This is a genomic window from Chitinophaga sp., from assembly GCF_039596135.1.
GTDB lineage: Bacteria > Bacteroidota > Bacteroidia > Chitinophagales > Chitinophagaceae > Chitinophaga.
On the sequence record NZ_JBCNKH010000025.1, the window covers coordinates 22436 to 43071 of the forward strand.

A 20636-nucleotide genomic window follows, 5' to 3' on the forward strand; every position below is an offset into this window, starting at 1 on the left:
CCAATACTCACTCCCGCAGCCTTTCAATCATTAAAGATGAAAAGCTCCTCACTCCTACCCTTATACTCTCTTCATCCACCTTAAAACCAGGTGCATGGTTCACCACATTAGATCCACCGAGAAAGAAATAAACGCCCGGTACTTTCTGCTGGAAATAAGCGAAATCGTCGTTAAAATATGGAACCTGTCCATAGTCAGGCACGATAATATTATTCCCATAGATCTTTCTTAAAGTATTTACTGCGTTTTTAGTCAGTTCTTCATCATTAACGACTGTTGGATTTTCCTGTATGAAAGAAACGTCTCCCCCCACTAGTTGTTTAATGCCGGGGATGATTTTTTGAAGATTCGCAGCATTGGTTTCGTATAAATAAGTCTCTAAAAAAAGCGAGTCGTTTTGGGTATAGCTATTAAAAGGCTGATCCATGATCAGGTAGTCTTTAAATATCGTATTGGGGTTTATTAATCCCAGATCACGATCACCGATATGTTGTATTTCCCAGGGCTTGCTATTTGCTGGCACACGTGACAATGAACTGTAAATCTTCGCAGATAATTCCTCCGCATCTCCCTCCTTTAATTTAATCCTTACACGTTTCTGGTAGGCAAACATCTCATTTGGCTTTACCATCATTACACCTACGGGTAATACGGTTACATGCAAAGCATATATTTCATCAGGGTGTATTACTGAAAATAATTGATGGTCAATCATACCTCTCGCCCCCTGAAACGTTTCTTCTTCTGATTGAAAAATGAAATACACGGTCCCGGCCAATGAAGCTCTATGTTTTGCAAGTACTTCCGCTATTCCCAGTGCAACGGCCATATGTACATCATGCCCACAACTATGTTGTACACCTTTTATGATAGATTTAAAGGGTACCTCATCAGGAAAGTTATTAGGTAAGGCATCCATCTCTGCCCGCCAGGCGATTTGCTTACCGGGTTTACTGCCTTTTAAAATGCCTACCAGGCTATAACCGTAAATGTCTGTCTGTACTTCAAGTCCCAGGTTGAGTAAATATTGTTTTATGAATGCCTGGGTGTGAATTTCATTTCCTGCCAATTCGGGATTTGCATGAAAGTCTCTTCTGATCCTGATAAGCTTATCATAAATGCTGTCGGTTTCTGACCTGATCTGTTCATGGATGCCCGTTTGCCGCCAGCAGGCAAGGGCTGTTAATAATATAAAACACAGCGTTTTCATGATTCAATTTAGGTCATAATAATGCCGTATAGCTGTAAATGTGATAAAATGTAGCGATCGTGGGATAAAAATTCTTACCTGAGATCAGTGATCCTGCAAGGTATTTCCAAATCTTCTGACAAGTAGTAAATAGAACAAACACGATGATAGCCGTCTGCAACAATCAGCCGGGGAGAACGAACCAGCAATACCGGTGACAGCTTTTTCCCGGACTTGACCTTTTGGATATTCTCCTGCACATGAATGTTATCAGCTGGTAATAAAGGCAGCCTGCTGGCACGTAATATATCTTTCGCTTTCTTTTTTACGGTTTTTTCTTTCCTGAGGGCGGCTACAATCGCCCGGACCTTGTTTCGGGGTAGTAAGAGATCAAGATAATCGGCAGCAGCCGGATAGTTGCTCTCTCTTGGGTTTTTAAGCCATACTTTTGTATCAATGTTCATTTGTTTCATGGGGAGTTATTTTTATTTGTGCAGTTTATTAAGTGCTACTCTCACCGGGTTGCAATAAATCCCATAGATTACCATACAAATCTTCAAATACAGCGACCCAACCATAAGGCTCTTCTTTAGGTGGGCGAACAAACTTCACACCTTTGGCAAGCATGGTATCATAATCCCTCCAAAAGTCATCTGTAAATAAGAACAACGCTACCCTACCTCCGGTTTGATTGCCTACACTTGCCAGCTGTTGATCATTTACTGCCTTAGCAAGCAAAAGGCCACACTCCTTTGCACCTTTTGGTGCAACTAATACCCATCGCTTGTCCTCAGACAACCGCGTGTCTTCCAGCAATTGAAAATCCAACTTTTCTGTATAAAATCGAATTGCATCGTCGTAATCCTTTACGACCAGGGTGATATGGGCGATTCTCCGGTTCATATTGTATAAATATCGACAATGGCAGGGAAATTTCAGAAAATAATCTTATCATTGCTTCCACTTGAGGCATTAATACCCAATGCCCGCCAATTCAACGTTTCGTGAAAATAAACTACCAATTCCACTCATTATGATAAAGGGAATAATCACCTTATCACTTTTACTAGGAGTGATATATGCACGTGGACAGGACCACAGCAACTACCAAACGATTGCCAACGTCAAAGGCCCCACACTGGGTTACTCCACCGCTTCAGGAGTAAAAGTCCTGACCATTGGCAAACTTCATTTCAAAGACCTGAATAAAAATGGGAAACTGGATAAATACGAAGACTGGCGATTGCCTATAGAAGAAAGAGCCAAAGACCTGGTAGCAAAAATGACAGTGGAACAGATGGCAGGGCTAATGTTATACAGCCTTCACCAGGCACTCCCCGCCCATGAAACTGGTTTTGCCAGTGGTACCTATAATGGCCTCCCTTTTAGTAAAAGCGGTGCAGCCCCCTCTGACATCAGCGATCAGCAAAAACAATTCCTGAAAGCGGATAACCTCCGCCATATACTGATAACCACTGTCGCCAATCCGGGTGTTGCGGCGGAATGGAATAATAAGGTTCAGGCTTATGTGGAAGGATTGAGTTTAGGTATCCCGGTCAACAACAGCTCAGATCCCCGGCATGTGACCCAGTCGAATGCTGAATTCAATGCCGGTGCCGGCGGCGCCATTTCTCAATGGCCGGATGGACTGGGTCTTGCAGCCACATTCGATCCCAATATCGTACTACAATTTGGCAGCATTGCAGCCAAAGAATATAGAGCTTTGGGCCTCACCACTGCCCTTTCCCCACAGGTAGACCTGGCGACAGAGCCAAGATGGTACAGGCTCATTTCCACCTTTGGTGAAAGCCCTGCATTGTCTACAGATATGGCCCGGGCTTATATCGATGGATTTCAGACGGCCACAGGTGCCGATGAAATAAAAGACGGCTGGGGATGGACCAGTGTCAATGCGATGGTCAAACACTGGCCCGGCGGTGGCCCGGAAGAAGGCGGCAGAGACGCTCACTTTGCCTATGGGAAGTTTGCAGTTTACCCCGGCAAAAACTTCTCCGCTCACATTGCGCCATTTGTAAACGGCGCCTTACAACTGAATGGTAAAACCAAAGAGGTAGCCGCTGTGATGCCTTATTATACCATCTCTTATGGCATTGACCCCAGTGGTAACAATGTCGGGAATGGCTATAGCAAATACCTGCTCACGGACCTGCTCAGGCAGCAATACCACTTCGATGGTGTAATATGTACTGACTGGATCATCACTGCCAATGAAGGAGCTGCCCCGGAAATTTTTGAAGGAAAGCCCTGGGGGCTGGAAGCCAAAACAGTGGATGAAAGACACTACCAGGCAATAATAGCAGGAGTTGACCAGTTTGGGGGGAATAATGATGTAAAGCCTGTTATAGCAGCTTACCAGATGGGTGTAAAAGAACATGGTGAAGCATTTATGAAAGAAAGGTTCCAGCGCTCTGCAGTACGCCTGCTGAAAAATATCTTTCGTGTAGGATTGTTTGAAAACCCTTACCTGGATATTGAGAAAAGCAAAGCAATTGTGGGCAATCCGGCATTTATGAAAGCGGGTTTTGAAGCACAACTGAAGTCTGTCGTGATGCTGAAAAATCACGCAAATGTGCTGCCGGTAGCCGGCAGAAAAACAGTATATATTCCAAAGATTTATTACCCCATGGTAAAGAACTGGTGGGGCATAGCCACCTTACCACACTTCGACTACCCTGTGGATACGAATACAATAAAGAAATATTATAACATTACTGATGTTCCGGCTCTGGCAGATTTTGCACTGGTATTTGTAACCAGCCCCGTTAGTGCAGACAATGGTTATAGTGCAGAAGACAGAAAGACCGGGGGGAACGGATACCTGCCTATCAGTCTGCAATATGGTATGTACAAGGCCGTGGATGCAAGGGAACAAAGCATTGCTGCTGGTGATCCGGTAGTAGCACCTGCAGTAAAAAACAGATCTTACAAAGGCAAAACTATTACCGCGAATAACTACATGGACTTACAAACCATCCTGGATACCAGGTCTGTAATGAATGGCAAACCTGTTATTGTAGCGGTGAATGCCGGCAAACCGATGGTGTTTAGTGAGTTTGAGAAAAGTGTGGATGGATTGCTCATACATTTTGGTGTGTCTACCAGTGCATTGATGGAAATCATTTCAGGAAAAACGGAGCCTTCCGGTTTGCTGCCATTGCAGATGCCGAAAGATATGGCAACTGTGGAGAAACAAAGTGAAGATGTGCCTTATGATATGGATTGCTACCAGGATAGTGATGGGAATAGTTATGATTTTGGATATGGGTTGGATTGGAAAGGGGTGATACATGATGGCAGGAATGCGAAGTATCATAAAGAATAATCTACTTCTTAAAAATCCCAAATCCGCTTCTATCGCATGATAGAAGCGGATTTTTTTCATACATGCTGCCCCGAAATAATAAATGATTGAACCGCCTTTCCTGAAGGCCATCTAAAAATAATAGCCCACCTTTATGGAAGCTTCCGGATTTATAACCGGCAATGTAAAACTCTTATTATCGACCGGTACGTTTTTATCACCGGCTATCCGAAGGCTTAAGCTCCCCCACGGTGACAGGTAAAAATGCTTATACAGTGTAAAATTATACCCTAAACTTCCGTTGACCAGAAAATTGTTAAATTCTGCCGTTTGCATCCTTGCATCTGTTTGAATCGTACTATTCCAGTAAACGACTCCAGCCCCGATCCACCAGCCCTTCCAGTCCTTTTTCAGGAACCGGTCTAACAGCAACGCATAGGCATGCACCTGATGATTGGAAAAATCCTTAGCAGTGGACCAGTCAGGCTTTTTTACGAAAGCTGTCAGCGCTCTTATTCTCCAAACATCTTTTCCAACCCATCCCGCTCCAAAATAACCACCCGTAGCATAGGGAAGGGCATCCAATTCCAGTCCAAACTGTGTTTTACCAGGTTTATCCTGTGCCTGTATATTCAGGCAAACACAAAGTGAGAGTACCAGAAAGAAAAACTTCAGCATTTTGTTATTGGTTAATCCGTTCCAAAAGTAATGCATTTGAATAACGGGGAGAATGTCCTACCGCAGCCAAATACCTGGAAACCAGCTGATCTTCGTCATGTTACCAGTAGAAAAAATCGCTACTAGCCAGAATTATCAAACAGAATGACCACAATCAGCCACGATGCAAATTTTCTTACCCATCTTCGGACGTTGCTATTCTGGCAAATCAAATGAAAATTTAAAATTTCAAACAGCTATGTTACAATTTGACTGGATTATAGTGCTTCTGTACTTTGTACTGGTATCGCTGTACGGCTATTGGATCTATAAGCGCAAGAAAAAGGCGGAGACCAGCTCAGCCGACTTTTTCCTGGCGGAGGGCTCATTGACCTGGTGGGCGATTGGCGCTTCTCTCATCGCTTCCAATATCTCTGCCGAGCAGATGACCGGCATGAGCGGTTCAGGTTTCCAACTGGGCTTAGCCATTTCATCCTATGAATGGATGGCGGCGCTGACCCTTATCATCGTGGCGGTGTTCTTTATGCCGGTGTACCTAAAGAACAAGATCTTTACGATGCCACAATTTCTGAACCAGCGATATAATGGCAAAGTGGCCATCATCATGGCGGTGTTCTGGCTATTGCTATATATAGTAGTAAACCTGTTATCGATATTGTACCTGGGTGCAGTAGCCATTTCCGGCATCACGGGCTGGGACTTTACCCTGTGTGTTTTCCTGCTGGCAATATTTTCGGTATTCATTGCGTTGGGCGGTATGAAGGTAGTCGGGTATACTTCGGCCATACAGGTATTTTTCCTGGTGGTGAGCGGTTTTATTGCCCTCTATATTTCGCTGAACATGATCGGTAGCGGCGGTGGTATGGTAAAAGGCTTTACCATCCTGCATGCGGAGGCAAAGGACCACTTTCAAATGATATTCGATAAAAAAAGCCCATTTTACTCCGACCTGCCGGGTATCAGCGTACTGATCGGCGGCATGTGGATCGCCAACCTGAACTACTGGGGCTGCAACCAGTATATTACACAACGTGCGCTGGGCGCTAGTTTACCAGTGGCGAGAAGAGGGCTCCTGTTTGCAGCCTTTTTAAAAATGCTGATGCCCGTTATCATCGTTGTTCCCGGTATAGCTATTTATTACCTGTACCAACATAATATGATAGACAACTCACTGATCAATATTACCAAAAACGGACAGGTGATCGCCGACAGCAATAAAGCCTATCCGGCCCTGCTGAAACTGTTGCCTGAAGGTGTAAAAGGTGTAACAGTAGCAGCCTTTGCGGCTACGGTGATCGCTTCGCTGGCTGCCAAGGTAAATAGTATCAGCACCATCTTTACACTGGATATTTATAAAAAAGTATACAACGCAGAAGCCAGCGAGCAAAAGCTGGTGTTCATCGGTAAAGCAGCGATCATTGTGTCTACCATCATCGGCATATTGCTTACCCTGGAATTGGGCGACGCGCTGATGGGTGAAGGTAAACAGGGATTCCAGTACATACAGGAATATACAGGTTTTGTTTCACCGGGTATCTTCGCTATGTTCCTGCTGGGATTTTTCTGGAAGAAAAGCACCTCCAATGCAGCATTGTTTGCGACCATTGGTGGTTTTATATTCTCTGTCATCCTCAAGTTCCTGCCCGGTCTGGTCAATCTCGAAGCATTGTATGCTATCGGCTTTGCGGTGCCCGATGCGCAGGGAGTATACCAAATACCTTTCCTGGATAGGATGGCTATCGTATTCGTGCTGTGCGTTATCGGTATGTTTATCATTAGCATCATCGAAAACAGAAAAGGTGTTCAACCAAACGGCCTGGTCATCGATACTAAAATGTTCAGAACATCCACAGGTTTTGCAGTGGGTTCACTGATCATTATTGGTCTGCTGGTGGCGTTATATATGGCTTTCTGGTAACAGGTTTTTCAGAATTTATAAAAGAAGCTCCCAAACCGTTATGGTTTAGGAGCTTCTTTTATGTTGATAAAGTATACATTTATAATTTGTCGTAAATTGCTCAATTCAATAACATTGATAAAAAGTTAAATTCAATGGGAAGGATAGTATTATTCATGCATACATCGCTCGATGGTTTTGCTGCCGGTAAAAACGGTGAAATGGATTGGATCCATGTAGATCAGGAGATTTTTGATTTTGTAGCGGAAAGGATCAACAAAACCAATACCGCATTATATGGGAGGGTCACCTTCCAGATGATGGAAAGCTATTGGCCAACGGCTGCGGATCAACCGGGGGCAAGCAAGCATGACAGGGAACATGCTGCCTGGTACAAGAGCGTGCACAAAGTAGTATTGTCAAATACGTTGAACCAGGCAACACTCATGAACACGACGGTGATTGGCAAGGACTATGCTGCTGCCCTTCGTAAATTAAAGGAGGAAACAACGGGAGAAATTCTGTTATTTGGAAGTCCGACCACAACGCACACCCTTCTGGCAGAAAATCTGATAGATGAATGCTGGCTTTTCGTCAATCCGACATTGCTGGGTGAAGGAATTCCGGTGTTTAAAGGTATTAAAGAAAAACAGTTATTGAAGCTCCTGAAAACACATGTTTTTAGCTCAGGTGTAGTTTGTCTTTATTACGAAGTGCAGCGTGAAAACTAATTGGTGATGATTGGGATGCAATTTTTGAAATGCTCAAATGCTGGTGGCCGATGCCTTAAAATATTGCTGTAATCATTTGCAAAACTTTCACATTAAATATCAATTTTGTGTGAAATAAAATAAGTTATATTAAATAATTTTTTTGTAGTTTAGTATAACTAGATTAAGACGTAAACGTAAACCCCTCAAAATTACAACCAATGAAAACGCTGTTCTGCTCCGGAATCGGAAAGTGATACCGCTTTAATTCCAACTCAATAAAATTAAAAGACTGAGCTGCTTTGGTAGAGATATATTCTCTATTGAAGAATGTGTACATCTTTTATAAGCCATATCTGGCCTTGCTTCACTGTGTCCGGCCTGGACTAAATTTTACAGATTAATATTACGCTTATGTGAAATTAAAAAACCAAACCCCATGAACACACTTGAACTACTTAATACCCAATTTAAGTACCCCTTCCCAACATTAAAGAATCCCAATGCAGATCAACTGCAGGAAATTACAGAAAATCAATGGATCGACGGAGAATACCTATGGCTTTATGAAAACAACCCTGATCTGCGAAAAAAGTACAAAAAAACCAAAACTGCACATATTGCTGCCCAATGGTTTCCCACAGCACCAGTTGAACGTTTCAAACCCATCTGCAGACTAATGCTCTGGACATTATATAATGATGATCTTTATGAAGAAAGTGACCCCAATGACATTGAAAATGTACGTGCCCAATCTATTGCCATACTGAATGGGGAAATCAGCAGTGCAGGGGCAACAATTCCTTTGGGTGCTATGCTCACATCATTAAGGCAGGAATTGTTACAGTTCATTCCAGAGGAATCGATTTCCCGTTTCACCCAGATGATCAACAAATACTTTCTCGGGCTGCAAACCGAACTAAGGTATAAACAAAATAAAAAGTTCCCAACAATAACGGAATGTATTGCCTTAAGGGAAGATTCCATCTGCCTGTACCCTTTCCTTCAGCTCACAGAAATAGAAACCGGGATCATTCTGCCTCCTGAAATCCATGAGCATCCGGTAATCCGCCGTCTGCAGGCATTAGCATGTCATCTGGTAACTTTTTTCAATGAAGTGCAATCAGTAATGAAAGACGAAGCTACAGGAAGTATCTATTATAATATCGTAAAAGTAATCCAGAACGAACGTCAGATCTCACTGGAAGAAGCCTGCCTGGAAGACCTGCGGCTTCATAATGAAGACCTCCGGGAATTTGTAGCACTACAGGCTTCACTCCCTGATTTCGGAATCTGGCACGAAGCTGTGGTCAACTGGGTACATTATATGAGCATGGTACTGAGCGGCTGGAAAAATATATCCACTAAACTCGACCGTTACAATGCAGTGGAATTTCCAGCAGCAAAAGAATTAAAAGAAACACTAAACCAAATATAATATTATCAGTTAACAGGCTTTTCCAGTTTACTTATTGCAGTGGCCTGGTAAACGACCTTTCATTCATTTTAAATTAAAAACCACATATTATGAGCAAGCAATTTAATGTGCCCAAGCCAGTATATCCCTGGGAAACCCTTCAAAGCCCCTTTGCAGGAGCCTTCTATGAAGAAGAAACCAATTGGTATGATCAGGACTATCAATTCTTATCAAAAGAGGCGATGGCAAGGTACAGAAAGATGCGATTAATCGATGTAGGCCCCTTTATGATACCTGCTGCTACAGAAAAGGACAAAGTTCTCCATGCAACGCGTTTTGCTATTTATATGACGGTCACTGATGATTATGCAGAACTTTTACCAATAAAGGAAATAGCAGCTTTCAGAGACCGGATTTTTGAGGTAATGATGGGAGACGATCCCCGGCAGGAGGAAATAGGAATATTTCGTCAAATGCAAACAAACAGAAAGGAGTGGATTGACCTTGGTATGCCGGACTTCTGGCTTGAGCGGATAGCTAAGAATTATAAATATCGTTTTGTTACTGACGGAATTATGGAAGAATCACCATATAAAATCAGTAAGGACATTCCTCCTATTCCGCTCTTTCATTTAATCCGTGCCAATTCCATAGGAATGATTCCATTTGTTGATTTGATTTGTCCTTCAACTGGTTTTGCTTTACCTGATTATATCTATAATCATACCGTTATCCAACGTATTATTATGCTGCAAGCAATCATTGTTGCGCTTCAGAACGATTTTGCAACTATCGGCAAAGAGCTCGCAATAGAATCAGAAATTTTCAATATCATCAAATTACTACAGCATCATCATAAAATATCTTTTGATGAAGCCTGCGAGGAAGGAATGAAGATTCATGACGAGCTTGTAAACGAACTTGTAACATTATCAAATCATCTGCCTGATTTCAGTCCATACCAAAAGGAAACAGATGAATTTATTTATTACATAAAACAAATGATCAGTGGTTTAAACAATTGGTATTATCAAAGCGGAACAAAACGGTATGAACCTGGTGGATTTGCTGTGCCACCCAACGGAAAGGGTGAGACGATAGAAAGAGTAGAAATTAAGTACTTCTAGCGCTGGCAAACGCCAAATGACGCCCAGGTAAGTCATTTGGCGTTTGCCGCTGTATGGTGGTCCCGTCGAACCAGTTCCCTGCAAATTTAATGCTATTGTGGCTGACCTGCTATCATGCTATTTCAACCTTTCAAACCGATTTTTTCCCGATCGCGTAAATCTTTTTCCGGATACGATCAGGTAAATTTATCATGACACCTGACCTTTGCGGCATATCTGTACATATGAGCAAATTACTGTTCGGGCTGCCTTTCTTTTTACTGCCCGTTATCGCCAGGGGACAGCGATCAACTGATTCAACCAGGATCCATTATCTGAAAAATGTTACAATTAGTGGTATCCGTACCATCCGGGGTACCGGCCATCTCCCGGAAGAAAGAGAAGGAATTATCTATTCCGGAAAGAAAAACGAAGTAATTATTGTAGACAGCCTGGATGCCAATAAGGCCATTAACAATACCCGTCAGATACTGGGTCGGGTTCCAGGCCTGAACATAGCCGAAACCGAAACCGGCGGTTTTACAGCCAATGGTATTGCTACCCGTGGGTTGAATCCCTCCCAGAGCATTGAAATGAATACCCGGCAAAACGGGTATAACATCAGCTCAGATATTTACGGCTATAATGAAGCATATTACCTGCCTCCTATGGAGGCTGTAAGCCGTATCGAAATGGTGAGGGGCGCTGCTGCTCTCCAGTTCGGACCGCAGTTCGGTGGTTTGGTGAATTATGTACTGAACGACCCACCCAAAAATAAACCTTTTGAGTTCACTACCTCTCAGACTGCCGGAAGCTTTGGCTTATTCAATTCTTTCAATTCCTTTGCCGGTACTATCAAAAAATGGAGCTATTACAGTTTTATCCAGTACCGTACCCTGCAAGGTTACCGCCCCAATAGCCATCAACAGCAGCTATCAGGTTTTGGGAGAGTGCAATACAACGCCTCGGACAAACTCACTGTTGGCGTGGAATATACCCTTTTACGTAATCGTATTAAAATGCCAGGAGGCTTAACAGATAGTATGTTCAATGCTGACCCTAAAGCTTCATTCCGTGCGCGAAACTGGCTCAAAAGTCCATGGAATATAGTAACCGGGTATCTGAACTATACTTTTTCTCCTGCTACTTCTTTAAATATAAAATCGTCTTACCTGTTCAGCAGCAGATCACTGGTATGGCGTAATGAAGATGGTGGCCCCGGTGTTTTAGATACTATAGATCCATCAACCGGCGAGTATATTCCGAGGGAGGTAGAAAAAGAAGCCATGCATAATATCACTACCGAAATACGCCTGCTGCATCACTATAAACTGGGTAACACCAGTAATACCCTGGCCGGCGGCCTGCGGCACAGTTACGCCTGGTTTAAAAGGCAAGGCGGCGGCGAAGGAACCACTGGTTCAGACTTTGACCTGAGTATTCAGGGGGAATATGAGTACGACCTGGATTTTACCACTACCAATATTGCTCCCTTTATAGAAAATATTTTCCGGGTCAATAAATATTTTTCTGTCACCCCCGGAGTTCGGTTTGAGCACCTGAGAAGCACTGCAAAGGGATACATCACTGATGACGGAAAGGTTACTACAGATAACAAAAGGAACAGAACCATCTTATTATTTGGTATAGGTACAGAATATAAAACCAGCAGGTATACCAATCTTTACGCCAATATCAGTCAGGCTTACCGGCCTATTGATTATGCCCAGCTAACTCCTATTGGTACGACTTCCAAAATTGATCCTAATCTGAAAGATGCAGATGGATTCAATGCAGACCTGGGCTATAGAGGCACCGTAAGCAATTTCCTGAACTTTGATATAGGATTATTCTACCTGGCTTATAATCGCAGAATAGGTACTGTTTTATTAACAAATCCGGATGGCGAGCCTTATACTTACAGAACTAATGTGGCTAACAGCGTACATAAAGGGCTGGAAAGTTATATAGAATTTAATATTTTAAAATACCTGCATCCTGCTACCAAAAGAGGAATAAGCATATTTGATTCGTTTGGCTACACAGATGCAAAATATACATCCGGTGAATTTAAAAACAATCGGGTAGAAACAGCTGTAAAATACATTAACCGGGTTGGGATCATTTATAACGATCAGCACTTCTCTGCAACCTTCCAGGTGAATAATGTAGGAGATTCCTATGGGGATGCAACCAATGCAAAGTTTAGTACTGACCCGGTAGCTGGATATATACCTGCTTATACTGTATTTGATCTAAGTGCAACTTATAAATTGGGCAGATATGCGTGCAAAGCAGGAATCAATAATATCGGTAATAAAGCATATTTCACCCGTAGAACAGATGAATACCCCGGACCTGGAATCATTCCTTCTGATGGCAGAAGTTTTTATATTGGGATATCTGGCAGGTTTTAAAAAAGGAATATCATAATGTATTAAGGCCGGCTCTGAGGGAAAGCGCTTTCCCTCAGAGCCTGTCCCGGTTATATTGCAACGCCTTGTTAGGATAAGCCGGATAAATTTAGTAAATATGTATATGTATTATTCCTTTTCTCCTTCAACCGACATCAATAAAACAGGTATCTATCCACAAGCCATCAGCGATACCAAACCATTTGAATGGTTATTGCCACCTATGAATGAACAAGTACGGCTCGACAGGTTTTTGACCTTTGAACCTGATTTTGAGATCATCTTAAACCATAACGCTTATTTAACCGATGTGGTGGACAGGGCTTCCTTGTCTTTCGGATTAGTCGTGAACCAAAAAGTAAAAGACATACTTACATCATTCAAACTACCAGATTGCAGGTTTTATCAAATAAAAGTAAAACAGGAAGATTGCTTGTTTGATTACTATTGGTTTCATTTTTATACAGATTTATTCAACTATCTCGATTACAGCGAAACGACATTCGAGATATACCGGATTTCGGACTTTAAAGTAATGGAAACATTTAGCATATCGTCCAGGGAAGAATTACAGGCGAAACGAAAATCTTTGGATTTTCAAAGACATATCCGGTTAAAAAAAATGATTTTGACGGCCGAATTTCCTTCCTATGATGTAATGGTAGATAACGTTTTCAGCTTTAGCACTTTTATATCCAAAAAACTGAAAGACGCGTTTATTGAAAGCGGGGTTACAGGGTATGATATAAAACAATATGATTTGATCCATTGGCGCAGGTTCTAATAAAAAACGCCCGGATAAAACGGTTTTTAACACTTATATACTCCTCTATTATCAAATTACAGCAACCACTTAAGTCATCAATGCAGATAACTATATTATCAGGATCTTTTAATAGCAACTTAATTAAATCCATACCTATAAAGCCGTATTCCCCGGTTACCAGAATTACATCCCCTTACCATTTGACAGATCGTTGTTTCGAATGGTCGTTTTACTCTTTTTAATATTACCCGTCATCTTACCAAAATTGTAATTTACGGTCAACATAATAAGCCGGTAATAAACCCTGTTGTTGGATGTCTGATAAAAATTAGTACCGGTAGTATATGTACGACTGTCTCTGTATTTATTAAATGGATTATTGATACCAGTATCAACAGTTAGCTTACCATTCAATAAATCCTTGCTCAATCCAAATGAAGTAGCCAGCAATCCATTAGATGTGCCCTGGAACCCGGTAGGATTTTTACTGAGCAGATTCCCATCAGCCCTTGCACGCCATCCATGCATGAAACTATAAGATATCGTAAGGTTAACTGCATAAGTTAGCAGTTCATTCTTTATGATAGTACCATTCTCCAGCCCATCAATCCAAAAATAAATAACATTCCCATTTACATCCGTACTAAAATGCCCGGTAACGTTGTAAACCGCATATACAAATGCACTCAACCCTTTTATATTACCAGTATTTGCAAAAGTACTGGTGGTAATATTTGTCAATGAATCGTAGGTAGTGATTGGAAGATCAACTTTACGCAGCCAGGTGTAATCTGCCCCGCCGGTAAAGTTAATCTTCCCGGGGATGTTGTAACCTGCAGACACAGAATTGACTATAACTGGTTTTAATTCGGGATTGCCGGTGAAAACAAAACCAGGGTCCTGACGATCCACAAATGGATTTAGTCGGTTTATACCCGGACGTTTCATTCGCTGGCTAAAGCCCACATTCAAACTATGGTTATTTTTAAATCCTTTATTAATACTTACATTCGGAAAGAAATTGACATAATCCTGTTTTACCTTTTTTGTATCCCCAAGAAAATCAGCATCAATGTTCGTTTTCTCCACTCTAAGTCCTCCCTGAAAGTTCCAGCTCTTCACATTATAAGTGTAAGAATTGTAAGCTGCAAGTACCGTCTGATTGTAATTGAACAGGTCTGACAGATCTGATTGCAACTCAAATCCTTTGCTGGATTCATCATACTCATAGTATTTATATTCGCTTTTATTATCCCTGAAGATCCCTTTCACACCCGCTTCTATTGTCAGGTTGCTCATTGGATATACATAATCGACCTGTGCTGTATGCTCTTTTGTCTGCTGATCATTCTCCTGCATATAATCAGCCATATTGAAGTTGAGCGTGTCACTTATATCTCCCCTATTTTCAGGATAACCATTGGAGGTACTGTACTTGTAAGAGAAGGTCAATCTACGGTCTTTGTTCTTTTTACCACTGATCTGATAGTCGACACCAGCATCCATCCCATTACTGGAATTATTTATTGAATTGGCCAGGTTATATTCCTGTGAAGGAGCACCACCAGTCGTTTGTCTTGATTCAAAATACTTGTTATTCTCCTGTTGATTACCATTGATATTAAATTTACCAGTCACCAGTTGCACACTATCAATCCCGTAGCTTAATTCAACACCTGCGTAACCAGTTCGGCCCTTCCCTTTTTCCTTGCTGCCTTGTGTGAGAACCTTAGGCGTTTCTACCAACGTGTTTCTCTCTGTTACATTATCTGTTGTAGGGGTATTGGAAAAGTTGCCCCCCATAAAAATTGAAAAGCCCCAATTATCCTTCTTCAGGGTAAACGATCCACCAGCGCCGGGGCCTCCTACAGGTCCTTTTTCTGAAATACTGATATTTCCCTTGTATTCATCTTTTACTTTAGGTACAGTGACAATATTAATTACACCACCAGCACCTTCTGCATCAAAACGTGCAGGAGGAATGGTATATACATCGATACGTGCAATGGAGGAAGCAGGCATCGTTCTCAATATATTCTTCAGATCACGCTCAAACATACCTGATGACTTTCCATTGATCAATACCCTAAAATCAGAATTCCCCTTCAATGTGATATTTTCATTCGCATCCAGCGAGAGATAAGGGATCTTCCTTACCATCATTAGCACGTTGCTGGATTTACTGTCAGGATCCGCCTGCATATCGTAGGAGATCATGCCTGCTTTTTGTTTCACAATAGGTTTGTTTGCTACGATGCCTACTTCTTTTAACTGCACATGCTGCAGTTCCAAATAAACGGTATCCATCACCACCTCTACCACACTGCTATCCTCAAACCGGAAGTCAACTGACTTTGCCTGGTAGTTCATGGCAGAGAATGTAACCGCATATTTACCTGTTTTATCTACACCATTGATCAGGAATTTTCCATCAGGCCCGGATACACCTACTTTTGCCACGGTGCCATCTGCCTGCTTTAATCTTATCGCAACAAATGCAGCACCGGCGTGATTATTTGCATCCACGACTATCCCCTTTACAATACCCTGCCCTGGCGCTTGCTGCGCGAACATCATATTACATGGTAGTAATAAAAAAATCAATAAAACAATCTGATTAACTAATTTTTGATTCATATGGGCTAAATTTAAGGGGCTGGGCAAGGCAATGGCTCGCATACCTGTTTTTTTAAAAAAACAAGTAATCCAAACCAGGTCACTACAATAAAATTATTATGGACAGGCTAAAAACCTGGAAAGAGTCAACGTCTTCGCAAAAGGTTTAATGTAAAAAATATTAAGGTTACTTTTTTATCCTGGTAATTAGATGGTAAGTCACTAAACTGATACCGCTAAATAAAAATATCATTGAAATATAACTGGTGTTTTTCTCCACACCATTCTTCCCTAAAATTGCACCGGCCACTGTACCTATTGCTATTCCAATTGCCATCATTCCGTATTTCAGGGATTGTTCCTCCTTTTGAAAAGATTTCGGATCTACGCCCCTTTCCAACATAGTAATACGTTCCCGGTGGCGGGAAATAAAGTATATGTAAGCTATTCCAAATATTGCGGCAAAGGCGGCTATAGAAACGAGGCAATCTCTTGTAATTTCGTCCATATTTTACTAGTTTTACTTCATAAGTAAGAGTCGATTAAGAGAACACTGGTTACAAAATTTAAAGGTTTTTTAAATTTTTTCATCTTACCAAACCGCACAACTATCATAATTAATTGAATTTCTACTATTTACACCAAAAATGAGCTTAAAATAATTTTATCGACAATTTTTGTAACCACTGACGAAAAACTACCCTCTTATAAGAAAACTGCTATATCTGCATGACTCATATAGAAGAGCAGGAATATATCCAAAGAATAATAGATGGCGATTCTAGTGCTTATGCTTTTCTCGTAGATAAGTATAAAAATATGGCTTATACCATCTCTCTAAAAATGATCCGTGACCCTGCCGGGGCAGAAGATGCTGCCCAGGAAAGCTTCATAAAAGCTTATGAAGCCATCAGATCGTTCAGGGGAGGTGCCAAATTTTCTACCTGGCTTTATACAATTGTATATAGAACCTGCCTGGCCCACATCAAGCAAAGAAAAGCACTACCGGTTAGCAAACAGTCTCCTGATGAATATTACAACCGGTTTGACGATCAGCCGCATAAACTGGAAAAAATGCAACAGGAGGAAAAATCAAAATACATTTACAGGGCAATTAATGAACTCCCAGCCAATGAAGCTATACTGGTCACACTGTACTATATGAACGAAAACTCCATCAAAGAGATTAACGAAATTACCGGACAATCAACAGCCAATATCAAAGTACAGTTATTCCGTGCGAGGAAAAAACTTGAACAAAAATTATCAGGTTTAATTTAATCCAGGCTTTATGAACAAGGAAGAACAATTGAAACGACTCATACAATCTATCGGGGCTGATCAGACCCGATCTGATTTTACAATAAAGGTGATGGAAGGTATTGAGGAGCAGGCCGCAGATACGGATACTCTCCTCCATCTGCTGCATAACCTTCCAACCGAGAAAGTTACCCTGCGTTTTACAGAAAAAACAATGGATAGTCTTATTCCAAAGAAAATACAACCTATTATCAGCAAAAAAACCTGGTGGGCCATTGCCGTATGCCTCACTGGTGTAATCTTTTTCGCAGTCATTCAGGATAAATCCAATCACTACCCGCTTAAAAAATCCAGCCACATCAGCCAAACATATGTCACTTTGTTCAATAACATACAAAGTGAATACTTTATTCTTTTACCCATACTTTTCGCCATCTATATGTTCCTGGTGATCGACTTCCTGATAGGCCGTTCCAGGAATGGATTATTTCACCCCGGCCGCTAATTAGTGAAACCTGGTTTAACGCAGCAGAAGTCGTTCTTGATGGAAGAAGGCGGGTTGTAAAGCCCAAAGTAGTTTCTACAGAAGGCTTGCCATTGAGAGTCTTTTTGAAGTGTCCAAACTGTAACCGGAAATAAAAGACCTTCTCAAGGTAGATTTAAAAAAGATATCAAATATTGATCTACTCTATGAAAATGGAGATATAGAAGTAAAGAGAACAATTATAAGTTCGATGTTCCCCGAATTTCTGGAATTTGACGGAACATGACATCGAACCCAAAGATTAAATTCTGCTATAACGCACTATTATCAGAATGCCAAGGGGCTGGAAGGGAAAAAAAAATGGGACAAGCCTTTCTTTTTTAGACTTGCCCCAGAAGGTGATCCCGTTGGGACTCGAACCCAAGACCCATACATTAAAAGTGTATTGCTCTACCAACTGAGCTACGGAATCATTCCCCATTTTCTCTCAAACGGGACGCGAAGATAATAGTTTCTATTTACTATCCAAATATTTTTTTGAATTCTTTGCTACCGACGACCCTCTCACCTTCATCTTCGTCTTCAGCACCACCTCCCTCGGCTCTGCCGAAACCTTCTCTGCATCCAGCCTATCCAACAATAACCCAATCACCTTATGCGCTATCTTTTCTATCGGCTGTGCGATAGCCGTTACCGGTGTTGCAAACAATTCAAAGATGTCGTGATCATCAAAAGAGATCACCGCCAGATCTTCCGGCACCTTCATCTTTAACTGTGTCATGGCTTTGAGTCCACAGGCGCCCGCCTGTATCGCACCAAATAAAATCGCATCCAGCTTAGGATTAGCCACCAAAAAATCACGTACGGTCTGTACCATTACTTTTTCTTCTGGCGTGAAATCAATTTCCAGCACACAGGATTTTAACCCTGCCTCTCGGATCGCATTCTTATATCCCTTCAACCGTCCCTTCATCTGCGTCAGCGAAGATGAAAAGGTAATGAGGCCAATATTGCTATACCCCTGCTTAATCAGGTAATTGGTGGCATTCTCCGCACTCGGCTCATTGTCGATGACTACGTAATCCGTCTTTACCTTAGGTAAATACCGGTCGAACATCACCACCGGCATCCCTGCCTTAATCAGTTCATTAACTTCCTTCTCCACTCCCGGAGGCGGAGAAATAATATAACCATCTACGTTTCTATCCTTCAATACATTGATTAGCTCCTTCGTCTTCTCCGTATCATTGTCCGTACTGCAATAGATAATCCTGTACCCTTCCTTATACGCCTCATTCTCAATCAAACGGGCAATAGTAGCAAAGAATGGGTCAGAGATACTCTCTACCATCAAACCAATAATATGAGACTTCCCCGTTCTCAAACCACGGGCAATAGGACTTGGCCTGTACCCCACCTCCTGTATATATTTCTCTACCCGCTCTACCAGTTCCCCGCTGATCCGCTTTTCCTCTGCTTTTCCATTCAGGATAAAAGAGACCGCTGTCTTGGATATATTCAGACCATCCGCAATATCCTTGATTCTTAATTTCTTCACAAGTGGTTATTTAAGATCAAAAATAGATTAATTTTTACCCAGCCGTGGGTAATTATACCCAAATAATAATATCACGATATAACAAATGACAGGCAGATAGTACGCCGCAGCTACATTGTGGTTAGCGATCAGCCCCATCAAAGGCGGAAAAATTCCACCTCCTACCACTCCCATCACGATGAATGAAGAAGCCTGCTGCGTGCGTTTTCCCAGGTTCTTCAACCCCAGGCTAAAAATGGTCGGGAACATAATGCTGAAAAAGAAATTGATCATTAACAAAGCCACAAACGAGACCCAGCCCCACTGCTGCGCAACAATAATACACATCATTATATTCATACCCGCAAAGAGGGTCAATAATTTATAAGGGGTAATAATACGCATCAAACCCGTACCCACAAAGCGACCTATCATCAGCAGTATCATACTCAGAGAGAAAAAATATCCGGCCTTTTCATCGCTCAACCCCATCACATCATGCCCATAATTGATAAAATATGCCCAGGTCCCCCCCTGTGCCGCTGTATTAAAAAACTGCGCCACCGCCGCAAATACAAAGTGCTTTTGCCGGATCAGGGGCTTTGCTCCCTCCAGGTGTTCATGCGTAGCATACTGCACCGGGGGTACCTTTATAAACAAAAACACGACTGCCAGCACAGCAATCACCCCGCCTATCACCATATACAGATCCCGCACAGCCAGTAAATCATTCGATTCTTTCAGGATCACATAACTCCCCAGCGCAGGGCCGATCACGCCTCCCAGTCCATTGAATGACTGGGCAAAATTGATACGCTGATCACTGGTACGCTGATCTCCCAAGGCCGCTATCAACGGGTGCGCAACCGTTTCCAGAGTGGCCAGCCCACAAGCCAACACAAACAACGCCAGCCGGAAAAAATTAAAAGAAACCGCTTCTGCCGCCGGGATAAACAAAAATGCGCCCGAGGCATACAACAACAAACCCAGTAAAATTCCACGCTTATAACCAAACCGCTTCATGAATATACCCGCCGGTATCCCCATTACCGCATACGCCCCAAAAAGGGATAACTGTACCAACCCGGATCTTGACTTTGAAATGTGCAACACATGCTGAAAATGTCGATTCAATACATCCCCAAGGGTCAGTGCCACTCCCCAGCATAAAAACAGGGAGGTCACAAATAAAAAGATAGTCAGGTATTTTCTTTCCGTGAAATTTGGTCGAGCGCTCATT

17 protein-coding genes and 1 tRNA gene are annotated in these 20636 nt (G+C 42.1%); 9 read left to right on the forward strand and 9 right to left on the reverse strand.

What is annotated here, in order from left to right; all coding sequences use genetic code 11:
- Positions 1-7: 7 nt before the first annotated feature.
- The 3 genes from ABDW16_RS16040 to ABDW16_RS16050 all read right to left on the reverse strand — a co-directional run bounded on the left by ABDW16_RS16040 (position 8) and on the right by ABDW16_RS16050 (position 2092).
- Positions 8-1210, reverse strand: coding sequence for a M20/M25/M40 family metallo-hydrolase (locus ABDW16_RS16040; protein ID WP_343671037.1), 1203 nt, complete (start codon positions 1208-1210; stop codon positions 8-10).
- A gap of 74 nt (positions 1211-1284) precedes the next feature.
- Positions 1285-1662: a hypothetical protein gene (locus tag ABDW16_RS16045; protein ID WP_343671038.1), complete on the reverse strand. Its 378-nt coding sequence runs from the start codon at positions 1660-1662 to the stop codon at positions 1285-1287.
- A 28-nt stretch (positions 1663-1690) separates the two neighbouring features.
- Positions 1691-2092, reverse strand: coding sequence for a VOC family protein (locus tag ABDW16_RS16050; protein WP_343671039.1), 402 nt, complete (start codon positions 2090-2092; stop codon positions 1691-1693).
- A gap of 130 nt (positions 2093-2222) precedes the next feature.
- Between ABDW16_RS16050 and ABDW16_RS16055 the strand changes: the two genes are divergently transcribed.
- Positions 2223-4532 (forward strand): glycoside hydrolase family 3 N-terminal domain-containing protein, encoded by a 2310-nt coding sequence (locus tag ABDW16_RS16055; protein ID WP_343671041.1) that lies wholly within the window; start codon positions 2223-2225, stop codon positions 4530-4532.
- Positions 4533-4643: 111 nt separating this feature from the next.
- Here ABDW16_RS16055 and ABDW16_RS16060 read toward each other — a convergent pair whose 3' ends face one another.
- The gene (locus ABDW16_RS16060; RefSeq protein ID WP_343671042.1) at positions 4644-5189 is read right to left on the reverse strand and encodes a hypothetical protein; all 546 of its coding nucleotides are present in this window, start codon (positions 5187-5189) and stop codon (positions 4644-4646) included.
- Between the two features lie 238 nt (positions 5190-5427).
- Between ABDW16_RS16060 and ABDW16_RS16065 the strand changes: the two genes are divergently transcribed.
- The 6 genes from ABDW16_RS16065 to ABDW16_RS16090 all read left to right on the forward strand — a co-directional run bounded on the left by ABDW16_RS16065 (position 5428) and on the right by ABDW16_RS16090 (position 13517).
- Positions 5428-7107 carry a sodium/solute symporter gene (locus tag ABDW16_RS16065; protein ID WP_343671043.1) on the forward strand — a complete coding sequence of 560 codons (1680 nt, stop codon included), beginning with the start codon at positions 5428-5430 and terminating at the stop codon, positions 7105-7107.
- A gap of 134 nt (positions 7108-7241) precedes the next feature.
- A complete protein-coding gene (locus ABDW16_RS16070) occupies positions 7242-7817 on the forward strand; it encodes a dihydrofolate reductase family protein (RefSeq protein WP_343671044.1) in 576 nt (191 codons plus the stop codon).
- Between the two features lie 418 nt (positions 7818-8235).
- On the forward strand, positions 8236-9234 hold the full coding sequence (locus tag ABDW16_RS16075) for a hypothetical protein (RefSeq protein ID WP_343671045.1): 999 nt from the start codon (positions 8236-8238) through the stop codon (positions 9232-9234).
- An 89-nt stretch (positions 9235-9323) separates the two neighbouring features.
- Positions 9324-10340: a hypothetical protein gene (locus tag ABDW16_RS16080; RefSeq protein WP_343671046.1), complete on the forward strand. Its 1017-nt coding sequence runs from the start codon at positions 9324-9326 to the stop codon at positions 10338-10340.
- Between the two features lie 224 nt (positions 10341-10564).
- Positions 10565-12736 carry a TonB-dependent receptor gene (locus tag ABDW16_RS16085; RefSeq protein ID WP_343671047.1) on the forward strand — a complete coding sequence of 724 codons (2172 nt, stop codon included), beginning with the start codon at positions 10565-10567 and terminating at the stop codon, positions 12734-12736.
- Between the two features lie 115 nt (positions 12737-12851).
- The gene (locus ABDW16_RS16090; protein ID WP_343671048.1) at positions 12852-13517 is read left to right on the forward strand and encodes a hypothetical protein; all 666 of its coding nucleotides are present in this window, start codon (positions 12852-12854) and stop codon (positions 13515-13517) included.
- Positions 13518-13682: 165 nt separating this feature from the next.
- Here the strand turns inward: ABDW16_RS16090 and ABDW16_RS16095 are convergent, their stop codons facing one another.
- On the reverse strand, positions 13683-16076 hold the full coding sequence (locus tag ABDW16_RS16095; RefSeq protein ID WP_343671049.1) for an outer membrane beta-barrel protein: 2394 nt from the start codon (positions 16074-16076) through the stop codon (positions 13683-13685).
- A 226-nt stretch (positions 16077-16302) separates the two neighbouring features.
- Positions 16303-16623, reverse strand: a complete 321-nt coding sequence (locus ABDW16_RS16100; RefSeq protein WP_343671050.1) for a DUF6249 domain-containing protein — start codon at positions 16621-16623, stop codon at positions 16303-16305.
- Positions 16624-16844: 221 nt separating this feature from the next.
- Between ABDW16_RS16100 and ABDW16_RS16105 the strand changes: the two genes are divergently transcribed.
- Both ABDW16_RS16105 and ABDW16_RS16110 read left to right on the forward strand, forming a co-directional pair.
- The gene (locus ABDW16_RS16105; RefSeq protein WP_343671051.1) at positions 16845-17396 is read left to right on the forward strand and encodes a sigma-70 family RNA polymerase sigma factor; all 552 of its coding nucleotides are present in this window, start codon (positions 16845-16847) and stop codon (positions 17394-17396) included.
- A gap of 10 nt (positions 17397-17406) precedes the next feature.
- Entirely contained in the window at positions 17407-17880 is a 474-nt protein-coding gene (locus tag ABDW16_RS16110; RefSeq protein WP_343671052.1) for a hypothetical protein, read from the forward strand.
- A 378-nt stretch (positions 17881-18258) separates the two neighbouring features.
- Here the strand turns inward: ABDW16_RS16110 and ABDW16_RS16115 are convergent.
- The 3 genes from ABDW16_RS16115 to ABDW16_RS16125 all read right to left on the reverse strand — a co-directional run bounded on the left by ABDW16_RS16115 (position 18259) and on the right by ABDW16_RS16125 (position 20635).
- Positions 18259-18331, reverse strand: a tRNA-Lys gene (locus ABDW16_RS16115).
- 42 nt (positions 18332-18373) lie between these two features.
- Positions 18374-19417, reverse strand: coding sequence for a substrate-binding domain-containing protein (locus ABDW16_RS16120; protein ID WP_343671053.1), 1044 nt, complete (start codon positions 19415-19417; stop codon positions 18374-18376).
- A gap of 27 nt (positions 19418-19444) precedes the next feature.
- Positions 19445-20635 carry a sugar MFS transporter gene (locus ABDW16_RS16125; protein WP_343671055.1) on the reverse strand — a complete coding sequence of 397 codons (1191 nt, stop codon included), beginning with the start codon at positions 20633-20635 and terminating at the stop codon, positions 19445-19447.
- Between the last annotated feature and the right edge of the window lies 1 nt (position 20636).